This is a genomic window from Rhizobium sp. P38BS-XIX, from assembly GCF_012641435.1.
GTDB lineage: Bacteria > Pseudomonadota > Alphaproteobacteria > Rhizobiales > Rhizobiaceae > Rhizobium.
Window position 1 is genome coordinate 76,057 of record NZ_JABAIJ010000012.1, and the last position, 17,162, is coordinate 93,218.

14 protein-coding genes are annotated in these 17,162 nt (G+C 56.4%); 7 read left to right on the forward strand and 7 right to left on the reverse strand.

What is annotated here, in order from left to right:
* Nucleotides 1-43: 43 nt before the first annotated feature.
* On the reverse strand, nucleotides 44-952 hold the full coding sequence (locus HGP17_RS28270) for a LysR family transcriptional regulator (RefSeq protein WP_168814261.1): 909 nt from the start codon (nucleotides 950-952) through the stop codon (nucleotides 44-46).
* A 212-nt stretch (nucleotides 953-1,164) separates the two neighbouring features.
* Here HGP17_RS28270 and HGP17_RS28275 point away from each other — a divergent pair, with 212 nt between their 5' ends.
* The 7 genes from HGP17_RS28275 to HGP17_RS28305 all read left to right on the forward strand — a co-directional run bounded on the left by HGP17_RS28275 (nucleotide 1,165) and on the right by HGP17_RS28305 (nucleotide 8,828).
* Complete coding sequence (locus tag HGP17_RS28275) at nucleotides 1,165-2,364, forward strand: epoxide hydrolase (protein WP_168814263.1); 1,200 nt, start codon at nucleotides 1,165-1,167, stop codon at nucleotides 2,362-2,364.
* Between the two features lie 88 nt (nucleotides 2,365-2,452).
* Complete coding sequence (locus HGP17_RS28280; protein ID WP_168814265.1) at nucleotides 2,453-3,799, forward strand: hypothetical protein; 1,347 nt, start codon at nucleotides 2,453-2,455, stop codon at nucleotides 3,797-3,799.
* Nucleotides 3,781-4,209 carry a hypothetical protein gene (locus HGP17_RS28285; protein ID WP_168814267.1) on the forward strand — a complete coding sequence of 143 codons (429 nt, stop codon included), beginning with the start codon at nucleotides 3,781-3,783 and terminating at the stop codon, nucleotides 4,207-4,209. The genes HGP17_RS28280 and HGP17_RS28285 overlap by 19 nt, the downstream gene beginning before the upstream one ends.
* Nucleotides 4,210-4,477: 268 nt before the next feature.
* On the forward strand, nucleotides 4,478-5,689 hold the full coding sequence (locus HGP17_RS28290) for a hypothetical protein (RefSeq protein ID WP_168814269.1): 1,212 nt from the start codon (nucleotides 4,478-4,480) through the stop codon (nucleotides 5,687-5,689).
* A gap of 119 nt (nucleotides 5,690-5,808) precedes the next feature.
* The gene (locus HGP17_RS28295) at nucleotides 5,809-6,831 is read left to right on the forward strand and encodes a 2-dehydropantoate 2-reductase (protein ID WP_168814271.1); all 1,023 of its coding nucleotides are present in this window, start codon (nucleotides 5,809-5,811) and stop codon (nucleotides 6,829-6,831) included.
* A 171-nt stretch (nucleotides 6,832-7,002) separates the two neighbouring features.
* A complete protein-coding gene (locus HGP17_RS28300; RefSeq protein ID WP_168814273.1) occupies nucleotides 7,003-7,269 on the forward strand; it encodes a hypothetical protein in 267 nt (88 codons plus the stop codon).
* Nucleotides 7,270-7,526: 257 nt separating this feature from the next.
* Nucleotides 7,527-8,828, forward strand: a complete 1,302-nt coding sequence (locus tag HGP17_RS28305) for an MFS transporter (RefSeq protein WP_246704262.1) — start codon at nucleotides 7,527-7,529, stop codon at nucleotides 8,826-8,828.
* Nucleotides 8,829-8,855: 27 nt separating this feature from the next.
* Here the strand turns inward: HGP17_RS28305 and HGP17_RS28310 are convergent, their stop codons facing one another.
* The 6 genes from HGP17_RS28310 to HGP17_RS28335 all read right to left on the reverse strand — a co-directional run bounded on the left by HGP17_RS28310 (nucleotide 8,856) and on the right by HGP17_RS28335 (nucleotide 17,159).
* Nucleotides 8,856-11,381 (reverse strand): two-component system VirA-like sensor kinase, encoded by a 2,526-nt coding sequence (locus HGP17_RS28310; RefSeq protein WP_168814275.1) that lies wholly within the window; start codon nucleotides 11,379-11,381, stop codon nucleotides 8,856-8,858.
* Complete coding sequence (locus HGP17_RS28315) at nucleotides 11,338-12,285, reverse strand: cytochrome c peroxidase (protein ID WP_246704263.1); 948 nt, start codon at nucleotides 12,283-12,285, stop codon at nucleotides 11,338-11,340. The genes HGP17_RS28310 and HGP17_RS28315 overlap by 44 nt, the downstream gene beginning before the upstream one ends.
* Before the next feature lie 68 nt (nucleotides 12,286-12,353).
* A complete protein-coding gene (locus tag HGP17_RS28320; RefSeq protein ID WP_168814280.1) occupies nucleotides 12,354-13,085 on the reverse strand; it encodes a response regulator in 732 nt (243 codons plus the stop codon).
* Nucleotides 13,086-13,497: 412 nt separating this feature from the next.
* Nucleotides 13,498-14,613: a branched-chain amino acid ABC transporter substrate-binding protein gene (locus tag HGP17_RS28325; protein WP_168814282.1), complete on the reverse strand. Its 1,116-nt coding sequence runs from the start codon at nucleotides 14,611-14,613 to the stop codon at nucleotides 13,498-13,500.
* Between the two features lie 174 nt (nucleotides 14,614-14,787).
* Nucleotides 14,788-16,104, reverse strand: a complete 1,317-nt coding sequence (locus HGP17_RS28330; protein ID WP_168814283.1) for an aspartate aminotransferase family protein — start codon at nucleotides 16,102-16,104, stop codon at nucleotides 14,788-14,790.
* Nucleotides 16,101-17,159, reverse strand: a complete 1,059-nt coding sequence (locus tag HGP17_RS28335; protein ID WP_168814285.1) for a phosphotransferase — start codon at nucleotides 17,157-17,159, stop codon at nucleotides 16,101-16,103. Before HGP17_RS28335 ends, HGP17_RS28330 begins: the two co-directional genes overlap by 4 nt.
* Between the last annotated feature and the right edge of the window lie 3 nt (nucleotides 17,160-17,162).

The following is a 17,162-nucleotide window of genomic DNA, read 5'->3' on the forward strand; positions in this document are numbered from 1 at the left end:
ATGGGATTGCCTGGCAAGCGACGGCTCGGCTAACGACAGCCTCTCACGGTGCAGAGGAATAAGGGCGAAATATCTCGACGGTCCAATCGACAAAGGCTCTCAGCCGGGCACTGACATGTCGCGTCGATGGATACAGAATATTGAGATCATAGGCTGGCCGCGTCCAATCCGTGAGAAGCGGAATGAGCGCACCCGACTCGATATAAGGCTTGGCGATATACTGGAACGTCTGACCAAGCCCCAAACCCGCCAGAAGGCCCGTTACATGTGCGGTACTTTCATTCACTGAAATCGCGGTGGGTAAAGCGACCTCGATTGCCTCGTCCTCGCGATGAAAACACATGGGAAAATAGCGGCCCGTCAAAGACGAGAAATAGTGAATGGCGACATGCCCATTCTTGATATCGTTTGGATGATCGGGGCGCCCATATTGCCTGATGTAGGCGGGGCTCGCGCAGGTGACGAATTCCAGGCTCGCTATGCGCCGGGTGACCAGTGAAGAGTTTGGCAGAGCGCCGCCGCGAATGACGCAATCCAATCCCTCGCCGATCAGGTCCATCGGTCGGTCGCTGACGCCGAGGTCAAGCTGAACGTCAGGGTAACGCGAGCGGAAGCCCGGCAAAGCCGGTATGAGGAAGAAGTTGGCGTGCGAAGACCCGATATCGACGCGCAGCCGACCTTTGGGCTTGCTGACCGCGCTCGCGGCCAGGGCATCCATCTCGTTCAAATTCTCGATCAGCTGGATTGCGCGCTCATAATAAGCCACGCCTTCAGCGGTCAGCGTCACCCGACGGGTCGTACGCTGCAGCAATTTCACGCCAAGATGCGCTTCAAGCTCCTGGATGAGACGCGTGACCGATGGTTTCGGGATATTCATCAAATCTCCCGCCTTCGAGAAATTGCCGCTTTCGGCGATGCGAATGAAGGCTCGAAGGGCGAGAAACTGATCCATCTAAATCCTGATTGTTTCACATATGAAATTCAAAAATAGCAAGCCGCGTATTTCTCCGCGACACCAATCAACATAGCTGTTCATTCCGTTCCGAGACAACGAAACGCATCTCGTAAACGACAAATATTCCGATCGGTCGCCCTGATGGCTTCTGGCGAGAGACCATTGCAACGAGCGGCGCACACCGCGCCACCGGATGAGGAAACACGCCCATGGAGGACGCATTGAACGATATGACCGCTGCTTGCACACTTGACGCTACCGAACTACCAACCGCGAGCGACGACGTGACGCGCTTTCAGTTGAACGTACCTGAAGATGCCCTTTCGGATTTGAGGAGACGGCTGGCTTCCACCCGCTGGCCAAGACGAGAGACGGTCGCCGATACCAGCCAGGGCGTGCCGCTCGCGCGCCTGCAAGCCTTGGTCGATTACTGGAGAGATGCTTACGATTGGCGTCCGATTGAACGGCAGCTCAACGGATGGGGGCAGTATCAAACGCGCATCGACGGTCTGGGGATTCATTTTCTGCACATCCGTTCGCAAAACGAAAATGCGTTGCCGCTGCTTCTGACCCATGGGTGGCCGGGGTCCGTGCTCGAATTTCGTGATGTGATCGGACCTCTGACGGATCCAACACGTTATGGCGGAAAGGCCGAGGACGCATTTCACCTTGTCATTCCTTCACTGCCGGGGTTTGGCTTTTCCGATAAGCCGGCAACCAACGGCTGGAGTGTACCCAGAATAGCCATGGCATGGGCAACGCTGATGCAGCGTCTGGGCTATCAGAAATGGGTCGCCCAAGGTGGGGATTGGGGCGCGGCGGTGACAACGGCGCTTGCCCACATAAAGCCTGCGGGCTTGGCAGGCGTGCATCTGAGCTGGCCTTTTGTTGTCCCGGACAAGCTTCCCGCGGCTCTCTCGCAGGAAGAGCAGCGCGCCGTCGATGCCATCGCAGAATTCGGCCGCGAGGAAGCAGCCTACGTCCAGTTGCAGGCAACACGCCCGCAAACGCTCGGCTACGGCCTGGCAGATTCGCCCGCGGGACAAGCGGCATGGATCTTCGAAAAACTGGAGGCATGGTCCGACGGCACCGATGCCGAAACGATTTTCGGGCGAGATGCGATCCTGGACAATATCACACTCTACTGGTTGACGAACTCGGCCGCATCTTCGGCGCAGATCTACTGGGATAATCGAGGTGGCAGCTTTTCAGGCGGTCGCCTGGAGCTTCCTGTCGCAGCGTCCGTTTTTCCGCGTGAGATCTATCGCGCACCGAAAAGCTGGGCCGAACAATCCTACCCGATGCTCGTCCATTGGAACGAACTGCCCCGCGGTGGTCACTTCGCCGCCTGGGAGCAACCAACCCTGTTTACGCAGGAGATGCGCGACGGCCTGCGGTCCATGCGCTGACGGCTGGTGCGTCGACCCTTGCTCAAACCATGGCGAGGGTCTTCTTGCTGCCGTGAGGTTTAGTGCCGGATTTTGCCTTCTGCTTCAGATGAAACCGAAAGCAGCCCAATTTGAAATCGACTTGGCGCGCGGCAAGCTTACCCATCCTCAAAGATTGAGGATGGACATTGGCATGACATATCAAGCAAGACCGCAGATGTTTCGCCCGCTCGGAGGCCACGAGCGGATGATGTATCATTATTCCAGCGCGCATCCGCGGCATTTTTGCATCGTGGCGGAGCTGACGGCGGCGCGCTTGCCGGACGACTATCGGCGGGCTCATCAGGCAGTGCTCTCCCGGCATCCGCTGCTACGCGCCAAGATAGATTTCGACCATGAGGGAGGCCCATCCTTCTATGAATGCCCGATGATTCCCGAGCCGGATCTCCTGCAGCGGCAGGCGGACTTTGATTGGTGCAGGACGGTGGAGAGCGAACTTCAACGGGATTTCGACGCCGCCGCACCACGTCACAGAACCACCATCGTGCATGACGATACGGGCGCTCACGTCATCATCACGCTTCACCATGCCATCGCGGATGCCATCGCAGGCACGGCGATCATCGAAGATTTGATGCATGCTTTGGCTGGCCGACCACTGGCACCACTTGGATTTCCAACAGCCCTAGAGGGCGACGAGATCTTCCTCACCTTTGATCGTCCGCGCACTGGCGTCGAGGTGGCGCTCAAAGGCATGCCCAACGTCGGCATGCTGATAGAAATCGCCAGCCAGCCGCTCTGGCGCGATTTTCAGGGTGACCGAATAGCAGTCAGATCCGCATCCCTGGATGAAAACCTTGTCGCCGGTCTGGAAAGCAAGGCGCGCAAACATCGTATTCCGTTGAACAGTATTATCTGCACAAGCATTGCCGCAGCCGCGCTGAAACGAGAGGCACGCAAGAACTATCGTATCCTCAGCGCAATCAATCTGCGCCCCATTCTTGGTTTCGCTGCCGGAGAATGCGCCATGCGAACGATCGAGGCCGTGGTGCCTCTAGCGAGCGTTTCCGCCGAGCATTTCTGGATCTGTGCGCGATGGCATAGCGAACAAATCGCCTCGATACGCGATCCGGAAAAGATCAGCAGCAACAATCGGTTGCTGGATAGCGTGATTTCTCCCGGCAGTGACCCACGACTGTCGTGTGGTCTTCTGGGCACGCTCAATCAGGATGCAACGGTCACCAATCTTGGACGTCTATCCGTTGCCCGATCGGTTGATGACGTCGGCTTGACGGCATTATGGGGGCCGATGGGACACGGACGGTTGAGCACGGAACGTTTCTTCGGAATATCAATTCTTGGCGATAAATTGCACTTGGTCGAGACAACCCCAGCAGATCATCCATCGTTTATTGATGGCATTATTGAAGTGCTTGAATGGGTATCGCAGTCATGAATGGCATTGCTTTTGATGCCACGAAGCAACGCATCATATCTCTTCGCAAATGTCATTTGGATATGTGTGAAAAGCAAACGTGTGTCGGTTACATCCGTAACCATGAACCATCGAATGACAACAATTCTGTCATTTCGGATTGCGATCGTTGTCTCGCTTTGAAAACGAGGTGTACGAAGATGATAGTAGCAACCTTTCTGGAGAAGCTCCGGCGGCATTTCATATATGCCGCTGCAGAGGCCGATGCGACAGATCGTTTCGATGCCCTGGATCCACTTGCCGGCTGGCCGGAACGTCACGAGCAAACTGGCGTCGGAACACAGCAATCGCCTGTGGACTCCAATCCCTTATCCAGCGCCAACGACAAATACGCGCATCGTCTTCCGTATTCGAAGGACACGGAGCACTAGGGGCGCTTGCGGCGTCCAGGCTTCAATCGAGGGCTGCGGCGAGCCTTTGAGGTGGCAGCACTATCGAACCTGTTGCGGACCCGCCCTCCAATATGACGACGAGATCCGAGCAGCGCCGCATTGTTTCATTTGAAACGAAAAAGACGAACTTGAAATCATGCTGAGACAGGCATGCCTCATCACTTCGCCACGACAGCATCAGGAATTCGGTCCCGTGGAAAGCGTATCTCACATTATTTTTCGGCCTCTCGGCGCTCACGAGAGATTGATGTTCCACTATTCGGCTGCGCACCCAAGACATTTCTGCATGATTGCCAAGCTGAAAGCAAAGCGCACCGCTGAGGACTATGGGCGTGCGTTTATGGCCATCCAGGCGAGGCACCCTCTGCTGCGCACAACTATCGTTGACGCGGAAGATGGTCTCGGCCCGGCTTTTGTCGAATGCCGCACTCTTTGCGAGCCCAACATTCAGCCGCGCTATACTTCCGGGGAGTGGCTTGAACTCGTCCAAAGCGAGCTCGAGAGGGATTTCGATGATAATGCGCCGCTTTTCAGAGGAACCATTCTTCACGACGAGGCGGGCGCCGTTATCATCCTCACCTTCCATCATGCGGTCGCGGATGCCATGTCGGGCGTGGCAGTGATTGAAGATTTCATGCGGGCGCTTTCCGGCGCGCCGATGATGACTCTCGGTGTTCCCCAATCGATGGATAACGATGGCGAGCGTGCCGATATCGGCGTTGCCACTGTCCAAAACGGCGCAGGCACTCAGCAGGCCATACCGGATCTTTCGGCTTTGCTTGATATCGCAAAGCAACCCTTGTGGCGGAGTTTTGCCGGCGACAGAGTTGCGGTGGAGGCCACGATGCTTGACGCCGCGTTGACCACGCAATTGCGAGATACCGCGCGCCGCCACGGCACGACAATCAACAGCGCCATCTGCATTGCCCTGGCGCTTGCCGCATATCAGCGGGAAAATCGAAGCGACTACAACATTTTGAGCGCCGTCAATGTTCGCCCGATTCTGGGACTCGATCGCGAAGCATGCGTTCTGCGCGCGGTCGCCGGCACAGTGCCGATCGCGCGCGCAACGATCGATCAGTTCTGGATCGCGGCGAAATCGCACTATGAAGCCGTGCGGGAAATCCGTAGCGCTGACAGGCTTGAGAGCCTGCGGCAGATGCTGAACATGATCATCACACCGGATTGCGATCCGCGGCTCGCCAGCGGCTTGCTCGGCACGCTTCGCTATGACGCCGTCGTGTCGAACCTCGGCGATCTCGACATCCAGGAGACGGTCGGCGATATCTCGCTTGAAGCGTTGTGGGGACCGGTCGGTCAGGCGCGACTTCACAAGGAGAGATTCGTCGGTGTTGCAACCGTTGGAAATGTCTTGCACCTCATAGAGGCGCGCCCAACCTATCAGCCGCAATTGCTGGACAAGCTCGTGCGCAACTTGCGCAAGGTTTGCCAGCCGTAAACCACCTCAGGACATAGCCTTTACCCACCAGCACACCGGTCACTCGGGCCAGAAAACCCAAGCTGGTGAACAGAAACGACGGGCATCGGATCTCCCGTTATCAAGCAGTCGGAGCCATCATGGACAGTTCTCATCCCAAGCAGGCGAACGAGTTCGCGGATACCAAAATCTGTGTTGCGGGCATGGGAGCGATCGGCATTGGATTGGCTGCGCGGATGCGGCAGGCCGGTTTTCCCGTCTGCGCGATTGCGCGCGGCGACAATCTAACATCGATACGTGACAACGGCATCCATTTCATCGATGCGGACGGCGACCATCATGTCTATGTCGATGCGGGCTCCGCAACGGATTTTCCGGCCCAGGATATCGTCTTCCTATGCCCCAAGTCGCAAGACCTCCCGGCGCTTGCCGCCTCGATCAAACCTTTGCTACATCAAGAAACATTGATCGTCCCAGTCATCAACGGCATACCGTGGTGGTATTTCGACGGCGATTCCCAGAAATCGTCCTGTCGTCCCATCCACGCCGTCGACCCGCAAAACTCACTCAGGCGGGATCTCCCGTCGTCGCAGATCATCGGAACGACCACCGTCATGACCATCGAGCGGGTAAGCCCGGGCGTTGCCAGGACCTTCAATCCATTGAAAATGACGATCGGCGAGATCGATAATCGAGACACCGATCGCGTGAGGATGCTGGAACGAATTCTCCTGCGTGCGGGCATCGAGACCCGAGTGACCGACCGTATTCGCGATGCCGTTTGGACCAAGGTGGTTCGAAACCTCATTTCAAACCCGATGACGGCGATTACCGGTGCGACGCTTTTCGAAAACTTCGCCGATAACGACCTCGCCGGCATCAGCCGGCAGATGCTCTACGAAGTGCTTCCGGTCATCGCGGCGTACGGCGCACGCATCGAGGTCGATCCCAAAAGCATACTGGAATCCGGACGTGCGATGGGGCCGGTCAAGACCTCGATGTTGCAGGATTTGGAGCGCGGTTCGCCGCTCGAGCTCGCCGCAATCTGCGATGCCGTCATCGAGCTGGCAGAAATTCACGGCATACCAATGCCGGTGACGCGGGCAATCACCGGTCTGGCGCGCTTCAGGGGTATGAAGAGCCATCGTTCCGTAGCCGCCTGAGAGTTGCTGCCGATCGCCGGACCCACCCCGCCATCACGAACGACACGTTGCCTTTCGCCGCCTTCATGGATGATGAAGCCTGAAGCCATGCGTCGGGCTGACATCTTCGACTATGCCTTCGTCAGGCAAAAGGCACAGGCAGACTAGCAATGATTGCTCGGAAGGACCAAATTGAACACCTCGCCGCGACCTCACAGCCTGATCCGCCTGATTGCTCAGGACGGAGAGATTATCGAAGACACCCTCATACGAATCGGCGGCCTTGAGCGCGACCTTGCCGAAGCAACATTTCTGCCCGAAGAAGCATTGGGCGTGCCGGTGGAGCATCCCGCCAGTCTGGCAAGCATGGTGGGAACGCTTGCGATCATTGCGGCTCTGTTCGTCATCGCGAGCGCTTACGTCTATTCATTCTATGTCATCCGCGCGCATTTCCGATGATGGCGATTATGCAGGCCACGGTTTGAGCATGACAAACATCGCCGCTCATCCAGAACATGAATGTATAGCCCTGCTGAGACGCCGTAGAAGATAGGGATCTCGATAATCCGCACCCTCATTATTTCAAGTGTAACTGAAAAACTTACTTCCAGACATCGTATGTTGGACCCCATCATGTATTCTACTCGTGACCATGAACGAGCGGCTCCAATCCATTGCCACACCAAGAGCTACAGTCGAGAGGAATGCAGCGCGACATGGCGAACGATGCGTCGTCGCGCCCGAAGGTGATACGCATGCTCGGCCTAGCTGCGGCCGGTGGCGCGCTGGAATTCTACGACTTCGTGATCTTCATCTTTCTTGCGGATGTTATCGGCATCCTGTTCTTTCCCCCGGGTCTGCCGACCTGGCTCGTTTCTCTTCAGACATTCGGAATCTTTGCGGCAGGCTACGTCGTTCGCCCATTGGGCGGGATCGTGTTGGCGCATTTCGGCGATCTCTTCGGGCGGAAGCGCATTTTCTCCTTTTCGATCCTTCTTATGGCAGTCTCCACGCTGGGGGTCGCCTTTCTGCCCAACTACGGTACCGCAGGCATCACAGCGCCGCTACTCCTGCTCGCCATGCGCCTGCTGCAAGGCATTGCGATCGGAGGCGAAGTGCCGGGTGCCTGGACATTCGCGGCCGAGCATGTGCCATCGAACAAGATCGGTTTTGCCAGTGGCATGGTTTGCGGCGGCCTCACCATAGGGATTTTGGTCGGCTCGATCATCACCACCGCGATGTCGCTCATCCTCTCGCGAGCGGAGATCTTGAGTTTTGGATGGCGGTTCCCCTTCCTGTTCGGCGGCATATTGGGCTTCGCCGGCGTGCATCTGCGCCGAATGCTACATGAAACGCCGGTATTCTCGGAACTTCAGGAAGGCAAGATGCTGGTTCCGGAGCTGCCGTTGAGAGTGGTCGCGAAGCGATACAAGCGCGGCGTCATCATTTCAGCGTTTGGCACCTGGGTGCTTTCCGCCGGTGTCGTGGTCCTGTCACTGATGATCCCGACCATATTGGAACGTCTTCATCATTACAGCCATCAGCAAGCGCTCATATCAGCGAGTATCAGCACGTTTTTCATTGCAGTCGGTGTGGTTGCGGGCGGAATTGCCCTCGATCGCATCGGACTTGCGAAGTTCTTCATTTTGGGCGGCATATTACTCGCGATCGGTGCTTCTGCTTTCTATAGTCTGTTTTCCTTCGGTGCCGATCATCTCTATCTGATGAGTATTGTCATCGGCTTATCTGGCGCGGTGACCGGCGGAGTTCCGGTCGTTATGATCTCCTGTTTTCCCGCGAATGTCCGGTTCACCGGCCTCTCGTTCTCATATAACTTGTCATATGCTCTGTTTGGTGGCTTGACGCCGATATGCGTGGCTACGCTCCTGGATATAAGCTCGAAGGCGCATGTGTATTATCTGTTCTTTGTCAGCATTATTGCAATCATCCTGGGATTCTATTTTCTGCTTTTCCCACATGTGATCCGATACAGAGATATCGAACGCGAAGTCTTTTGAAGATCAGACAAGGCGTGTAGCGCCTGGCTATTTGCCGACCATGTGGGAATTGATGGTGGTAAAGAGAGCGGTCGCCAGCGCATTCGAGCTTATGGGCTTTCTCAAAAAAGGCGGATTGGCTGCAATTCGGACATGAGCATTGGCCCGTTCGACATCGGCTATAAACAGGGTCGCGACGGGTGCGAACTCTTCGGCGACCTCTTTGAGGTTGGGAGCCGCAGGCCAAAGATCCAGATCCAGCAACATCAAATCAGGATATTGCTCACACGCTTCAAACCAGCGACGCACATCACCGATGTCGGAAAAACCGATGGGCTCATAACCGAGCGCGGCGATCTTCTCCTCATACATCAGGCAGAGATTGGCGTCGGACAACGCAATCAGGACGACTTCACCATTGCCAAGCGGCACAGCCTTCTCATCAAAGAACTGGGCAAGCGGCACCGGTGCCTCTGGCACCGAGGGGAAATAAAGCCTGAAGCGCGTACCTATCTGAGGACGGCTGCGGACATCGATCTTGCCGTTCATACCCGTTACGTGACCGTGTACGACGGCCAGTCCGAGACCTGTTCCTCCAGAGCCGGCCTTTGTCGTAAAGAAAGGCTCGAAGATATGGGAGAGAACGGCCGACGGAATGCCGCTTCCGCTATCGGTAACACTGATGAGCACATAGTTTCCGGCCGGAAGATCGCCATGTGACAGTGCCTTGTGCGCCGTTACCGTCACCCTCTTCGCACGGATGTCGATGGCTCCGATATCTGCGATGGCGTGCGCAGCATTCGTGCATAGATTCATCAGAACCTGCTGGATTTCGATGGGATTACCGAGAACGGCAGGCAAATCCTCGGCGATCCTTGCCTCAACGCTCACCGCATTTCGCAGAGATAGGCGGATCAGCGGCACGATATTGTCGATCACCTCTTTGACATCGAAGGGATTGCTGATGCGCTCCCGCTTGCGGCTGAAGGTCAATATCTGGTCGACGATATGCTTGGCGCGCTGACCGCTCGACACGATTTCGCGAACATACTGCTTCGTACGGTCGAGGTTTCGCCTTTGCTGCAGGGCAAGTTCACCATAGCCCAAAATCGCGCCGAGAACGTTGTTGAACTCATGCGCGATCCCTCCCGCCAAGGTGCCCACGGCTTCCAATCGCTGCGCGTGTTCAAGGCGTTCTTCCAGCTTCCTCTTCTGTCTGCGCTCGCGTCGCGCCTCAATGCATTGCGCAAGCACGATCGCGCCATGCCCCAACAATCTGATGTCATCGGCGCTGGGTTTTCTGCGAACCTCACGATGCTCCAGCAAAAGCAAACCGAGCGTTTCGTTATCCACTTTCGTCGCAACAACCGACCCGGCGCTCAGACCGCCCTCGGGAAAAGCCTGAATCTCGCGTTGCTGGAGATTATGATAGAAGAAGCGATCGCCATGCAGTTCCTCGGACGCCATCGAATCGGACACGTCTGCAGCAAAACGCTGGATGATGGAGTGGAGACTTCCATCGCTTGTGTTACCGAAAATCTCTCGGATATCCCTGGTATCATTGTCGATGGCGGCGAACGAATATCTGCTTGCGTCGAAGAACGTGGCCAGCATTCCCAGGCAGATGTCCATCGTGACATCGGCGGCTTCGTTGTCATCTGCGAAACGCTTCTTGATGTCGGCTGCGAGGTTTTCGAAGTTCAGCTGCTGGGTCAATCGGTTGGTTTGCTTGCGCAAGCGGTAGATAAGCACGGCAACATAGCAGCACAACAGGAACGAGACCGAGCCCAGAAACACACGAACCCAGGAAGAACGCAGGCTTACCACTCCATAGGCATCGAGATACTGCTTCTGCAGCAACTGTGCCTCGCGCGATGTCCTGGACGCCTGGATCGCCTCGATCGTGTCGTCGACAGCAGGCAGCGTCTTCAGGATCATGTTCGCATGCGCAACGTAAGTCTTGACATCAGCCATCTCCGCCGCCTGGGAGTGCGTCAATGCAGCCAGTCGACCCTCAATGGTCGCGGCAAGGCGATCATCGGGCTGGTTCGCAAATCGCATCATGATGTTGCCGAGATCGCTGGCCGAGCCCAAAGCCTGAACAATTGCTGGATCGCGGCTCGCTTCGAGATCGCTCAATAGAAGGGTCGCCAACGACAGCGAGTTCTGCAAAAGAGCATTGTCCCTCTTGAAACGTTCGACAAGCCGCTCGTCGCTGTCAACGGAGGCTTCGAGCTTGGTCAGCTCGTCATCCAAGGTGGACGAGGTATCGACCTCGCTTTGCGGAAGAAGGTGCCGAAGCCTAGAAATGGCGGCATGTAGATTGACGATCGAGTCGACCAACGGATCATAATTCTGCAGGAGCCCGACGCGCGCTTGCAGAATATCGCGCTGCAAGGATGCGTGGTTGACGTCGATTTCACGCAGCGATGTCAGGATTGCTTCGTGCGTATCGCGCGAGGGAACGCGCCCGATGGCGAGCAGCGCAAAGCACAGGGCGCCGGCAACAAGCACGATGATGCGCCATAGCTCAATTGCCGCTGGTCGTTGAGGGTGCTTTGAGCTTCTGTCCATTATACTCGCCGGTGAGGGTCTTCAAAAAGGCAACCAACGCGTCGACGTCGTCAGGCGCGAGCGTTCTGCCGAGCTGGCTGCGCCCCATGATCGATACGGCCTCAGATAGAGAAGAAACTCGGCCATCGTGAAAATAGGGAGCCGTTACGGCGACATTGCGCAGACTTGGGACACGAAACACGCCCCGATCACTCTCCTGCCCGGTCAACGTGAATCGCCCGAGATCGCCGTCGCCCGGAGCGTTGGAAGGCGGAGGCGGTTCAAATATGCCGAACTTCTGAAACATGTTGCCGCCGACATTCGAACCCTGATGGCAGGATGCGCAGCCATATCCCTTGAAGAGCCGATATCCCTCGAGCTCCTTGCTCGTCAATGCAGCGTTGTCGCCTCGAAGATATCTATCGAACGCCGAGTTTGGCGTCGTCAGCGACCGTTGGAAGGTCGCCAAGGCATCAAGCACATCCTCTCGATCGGCCTGATGGCCGTAGATACGCTGGAAGCTGGAGGAGTAAGTGGCACTTTCTCTCAGCCGTGAAAGCAGCATCGGCCAAGTCGCGCCCATGATGTTTTCATCGAGCAGAACCTTCTCGTTCTGCGCCTCCAATGACGTAAAATCTCCTCGCCAGCCCAGAAGATAGTTATTGCCGACGTTGAAGATGGTCGGTGCGTTGAAGCGGTGGATGCGACCTTGATATCCTATGGTGCGTGGCTCGTTGATCGTGCCGCCCGCACGGAGATCATGGCAGCTGGTACACGAAAACTTCTGCATGCTGGAGAGAATGGTATCCGAGAACAAAGCCTCACCGAGCGCGACGCGTTCCGGGTCAAGCGCCGCAGGCACGCGAAGCGGCGCGAGCGGCTCGCGAATGCCCATCTCGCTCGCCAACGCATAAAAACCCGCCATTCCCAATATCGAACCCAGCAAGGCCAGGCCGACAAATCGAAGCCATATGAACCAGGCGCGTCCCATCATCAGCTCGACTGGCGTGAGCGTGCATGTTCTTCGACCGTCACCTCCGCGTCGAAGATGTATCCGGCGCCCCGTTCCGTTCGGATCAGGCGAGGGTTTGACGGATCGGCTTCCAATTTCCGCCTCAGGCGAAGAATGAGAACATCGATGCTTCTGTCGAAGATCTCTTCGTCATGAACCCTGCTGGCCGCAAGCAGTTGCTCCCGGGACAGCACCTGACGCGGAGACTTCAAAAATGCCGTCAGCAGATTAAACTCGCCTGCCGTCAATTTGACCTGCGTATTGCCAGCGAGAGTCAAATGCCTCATTTTGACATTGAGGGTCCAGCCTTCGAAGCGATAGGTCTTCCTGTCCTTTTGATCAGGTTTTGTCGGTCTTGCGCGCAGAGACACTCTTATTCTGGCCAGCAGCTCTCTCAAGCCGAACGGCTTTGTGATGTAGTCTGATGCTCCCAGTTCCAGCCCCACGACCTTGTCGGTCTCTTCAAGCCGGTCACCGCTGATGATGATAATCGGAGCATCCGACCCACCGGACAATGTACGGACAATCTCCAGACCATCCTCGTACCCCAGGTTGAGGTCGACAATGACGAGATCAACCTGATCTGTCTGCAACACCTGGGCAACCTGCCGACTATCCTTCACGCCTGTCACGCGAAATGCGTGCTGAGACAAGTAATCAATCAGAAGACCACGGAGCTTGCTGTCGTCATCGACTACAAGAATATGCTTCACGTATATGCTCCTAACTGCCTACACTGCCTGCTACAAATACGAAGTTCAGCTTCGCAATTGCCATAACGACCAGGTCCGCACGGCTGATTTGATCAGGCCGATATACGGTTGTCCGCCGTGACCGGATGCATTTGGCTTACCCAATGAAAACGAAGCCTTTGGGACGTCCCGCCAGCTTCGGTTTGAACTATCTCTAAAAATCGATTGCTACAAGATTTTGTCACCTTGTCCGCGCGCATCCTTTTCATGATCGATTGAGGCAAGATAAAGACCAGACAGTCCATATTGCTGATACAATTATGAAAATATAATATATTGAAATTGATTTTCATTTGCATCATCGAGTACTGAACGCCTAAGTAAACATTCAGTACTTGATTTTCTGCTCTAAATGCTTCCGATTTTCGATCAATTACTTCATCATCTGATAATCGATCTTTCCATCGGACTTCGTTTTCCACTCATACATGGTGTAGTCCTCATCCGTACGATCACCCTTGTCATCAAATTTCAGAGGCCCCAGGACCGTTGCGATTTCCGAACCGGATTTGATCTGCCGGGCGACTTGCTGGGGATCCTTGGACTTGCTCATTTCGATGCCGTTTTTGATGACTTCGAGAGCGGCGTAGGAATAGAGGGTATAGGCTTCCGGCTCAAAGCCGGTTGCACGGATCGCCTCGACCGCCTCCTTGGAATGAGGATTGACACGCGGATCGGGCGCGAAGGTCATCAGCGTGCCCACCGCGGCAGTGCCTGCAATCTGAGCGAACTCGCTTGACGCAATGCCATCACCACCGATCATGACCGCCTTCAGCCCTTGATCGGCGCCTTGGCGAGCAATGAGCCCGGCTTCCGTGAACAGACCGCCAAAATAGATGACCCTCACGCCAGCCTGCTTCATCTTGCTGATCAGCAGAGAGAAATCCTTGTCCCCGACGGTGATGCCTTCGTCCATCACCTCGGTAATGCCGGCTTTATTGATGCCCTTCTTCACTTCCGCGGCGATGCCGGCGCCATATTGCGTCTTGTCGTCGATGATCGCGACAGCGCTCTTGGCATAATGGGCGGCGATGTAGTGGGCGGCGACCGCACCTTGCTGATCGTCACGGCCGCAGACGCGAATGGTGTTCCATTGCCCCTCTTCGGTATAGGTCGGATTGGTCGAACCGGGCGTCACTTCCAGGATGCCGTTTTCCGCATAAACCTTGGAAGCAGGGATCGAGATACCGGAGTTGTAATGGCCGATAACGAAATTCACGCCATCGGCAACAAACTTGTTGGCAACGGAGATGCCCTGCTTCGGATCGGATGCATCATCACCAAATTCGAGTGTGACCTTTTCTCCGTTAATCCCGCCTTTGCCGTTGATGATTTTTGCGGCCATTTCCGCACCCTTGCGAAATTCCTCGCCGACTGCGGCGTTCGGACCGGTCAGCGGCCCGGCAACACCAACGAGAATCTCGGAATGAGCACTGCTGATCGCGGTTCCAAAAATTGCGCCTGCCAAAATAAGTGAATGATATTTCATAACCTTATCCTTTTCCCTAGCTTGCAGCCGCGTTCTAATCACCTCGTTGCTTCGGATAATTTCAGATTTGCCGAGAATCATTTCAGTTGTAATTTGACGCGGCATGACGGCTGCGCTCGGGAAAAACGAACGCAGGTCGCCGATCAGATCGCTATAAGAGGCTGGGGAAGGACGTCAGTCCTTTTGCATGATGGCTTTCAAAGTTGCATCGAAGGCTTCCATAAAGCGATCCGCATTCGCGCGAGAGAACACCAACGGCGGCCGGATTTTCAGGACATTGGCCGCAGGACCACTGGCACTGATAAGAACATGCCTTTCGCGAAGACCGTTGACGATCCGTGCCGCCGCGATGGCCGACGGTTTCCCGTCTTCCTCCACATCGACGCCCAGAAAGAGCCCCGCGCCTCTGACGGAGGCGATCAACGGCGAGCTGCCGACATATGTTTCAAGCGCCGCCTTGAGATAGGCGCCCACCGAGCGGGCATTCGCGACGAGATTTTGATCCTGGATGACCGCGAGAACGGCCTGGCCCGCAGCGGCAGCGACGGGATTGCCGCCGAACGTATTGAAATAGCGCGCGTTGCGGCCGAATTCGGCAATGATATGAGGCTGGGCGATCAGACCGGCCATGGGATAGCCGTTGCCCATCGGCTTGCCGACTGTGACGAGATCAGGAACGATGCCGTGGCGAAGGAAGCCCCAAAGCGCCTCGCCCGTGCGCCCGAAACCCGGCTGAACCTCATCGGCAACGAAAATGCCGCCAGCCTTCCTGATAGCATCGACCGCAGCCCGCAAGAATCCCGGGGGATCGGCGATGACGCCATCGCTGGAAAAGATCGTGTCGACGATCAGCATTGCGGGTTTGATACCATGACGCTTCAAATCCGCGATCGCAGCCTCGACGTCGCGCGCAAAGGACGCTTCGATTTCGGATAGGGGCAAATTCGGGTTCGGCGGCGAAACCGTCCTGACATGAAATCCAAGATCGACATTTGCGCCCAGTGACGGAGAAAACTCCGCGACGGTGCTGGTGACACCATGATAGGCGTGGGATGTCACAATGATGCCGGTGCCACCGGTATAGGCGCGAGCGATACGAACGGCGAGATCGTTTGCCTCGCTTCCGGTGCAGGTGAACATGACTTGGCTGAGTTCGCTCGGAAAGGTCGCCGTCAGCGCTTCGGCATAGGTCAGTATGCCCTCGTGCAGATAGCGCGTATGGGTATTGAGCGTTGCAGCCTGCCGGCCGATCGCCTCCAGCACTGCCGGGTTGCCGTGGCCGACGGAGGCGACGTTGTTGTAGGCATCGAGATAGGCCTGACCCTCGGCATCGTAGAGCCACACACCTTCGCCGCGCACGAAATGCAGCGGCCGTTCGTAAAACAGACGGTATGCCGGCCCGAGGACGCGCTCTCGCCGCGCGATCATCTCTTGCTCCATCGTGCTCAACCGGCCGAAATCATCGGCACCGAATGCATTTGCCATCGTCATGAGAGGTCTCCGATTTTCTGCCGGAAGAAAGTGCCAAGAGCTGCGTCGCTATGATCAACAAGGCGGTTGAGGCCGGCAAGTGCGATTGGATGGTTGCGCAGAATGTAATGGCGGTTTTCCGGATAGAGCGTTGCACGCCACTCGGGAATGATCACCGTCATCGCAAGCCGCGTGCGCAACAGGGTTGGCAGACAGGCGATTTCCAGAGCATCGAGCGGGCGGATGCGATGATACGCACGCAGCATCGTGCCGATGGCCTCGAGCCCGTTTTCAGCGCCGATCTGATAGGAGAGTGCAACCGCGAGGTCGTTCACCAGAGGTGCCTCGACCATATCGCCGAAGTCGATGATGCCTGATATCCTCTCCGGGTCATCATCTGAAACAACGATGTTGTGCGGATTGAAATCATTGTGGATCACCTGTCGCCGCAGGTCCGCCATCTGTTTGTTCGCAAGCAAATCGAAGTTCTCTAGGACACGACCGACCATATTCTGACGCGATGCTTCGACATAAGTCACGAAACTCGACAGCGCACCAGCATTGCAGATATCCCAAAGAAGCTCCTGGCGAGGGATGGGCGGTCGAAAGTCGGCGAGCCCAGCCCCAAGATAGGCCAACGCTTCACCCAAGGCGTTCATCTGCCCCAGCGAGCGCGGCACCCTGTAAAGTTGCCGACCTGGGAGAAAGGTCAGCAGCCGTGCAATTCGCCTGGTGTCGCCGAGCGGCAAAGCAACCAGCATCTCGCCTGACGTTGACGGCACCGCGCGCGGAACAGGAAGATCTTCCGATCCCGCCGCCAGATGGACCAGCGCCTGCGTCTGAAACGCAAGGACGTCAAGCCGCTCGGCCGGATTGGCAATCTTCAGGATATAATCGTTCGCTGTATCTGTCCGGATCAGGAAGGTTTCGTCGCGCTCGCTTGAGAGCGTCACCGCCTTTCCCTTGATGCCGAACTGATCGCCTGCAATGGCCTCGACAACCTCAGGCGGGGTCTTGATGACTTCGGCGCTAAGTGCGTCTTGGCTCCGTTGGTTTGGCTCTGCTGTCGAGGACATAGG

Coding starts and splice junctions, on each gene's coding strand:
- HGP17_RS28270 (WP_168814261.1), bottom strand. CDS start 952: ATGGATCAGTTTCTCGCCCTTCGAGCCTTCATTCGCATCGCCGAAAGC.
- HGP17_RS28275 (WP_168814263.1), top strand. CDS start 1,165: ATGGAGGACGCATTGAACGATATGACCGCTGCTTGCACACTTGACGCT.
- HGP17_RS28280 (WP_168814265.1), top strand. CDS start 2,453: ATGAAACCGAAAGCAGCCCAATTTGAAATCGACTTGGCGCGCGGCAAG.
- HGP17_RS28285 (WP_168814267.1), top strand. CDS start 3,781: ATGGGTATCGCAGTCATGAATGGCATTGCTTTTGATGCCACGAAGCAA.
- HGP17_RS28290 (WP_168814269.1), top strand. CDS start 4,478: ATGTTCCACTATTCGGCTGCGCACCCAAGACATTTCTGCATGATTGCC.
- HGP17_RS28295 (WP_168814271.1), top strand. CDS start 5,809: ATGGACAGTTCTCATCCCAAGCAGGCGAACGAGTTCGCGGATACCAAA.
- HGP17_RS28305 (WP_246704262.1), top strand. CDS start 7,527: ATGGCGAACGATGCGTCGTCGCGCCCGAAGGTGATACGCATGCTCGGC.
- HGP17_RS28310 (WP_168814275.1), bottom strand. CDS start 11,381: ATGGACAGAAGCTCAAAGCACCCTCAACGACCAGCGGCAATTGAGCTA.
- HGP17_RS28315 (WP_246704263.1), bottom strand. CDS start 12,285: ATGGCGGGTTTTTATGCGTTGGCGAGCGAGATGGGCATTCGCGAGCCG.
- HGP17_RS28325 (WP_168814282.1), bottom strand. CDS start 14,613: ATGAAATATCATTCACTTATTTTGGCAGGCGCAATTTTTGGAACCGCG.
- HGP17_RS28330 (WP_168814283.1), bottom strand. CDS start 16,104: ATGACGATGGCAAATGCATTCGGTGCCGATGATTTCGGCCGGTTGAGC.
- HGP17_RS28335 (WP_168814285.1), bottom strand. CDS start 17,159: ATGTCCTCGACAGCAGAGCCAAACCAACGGAGCCAAGACGCACTTAGC.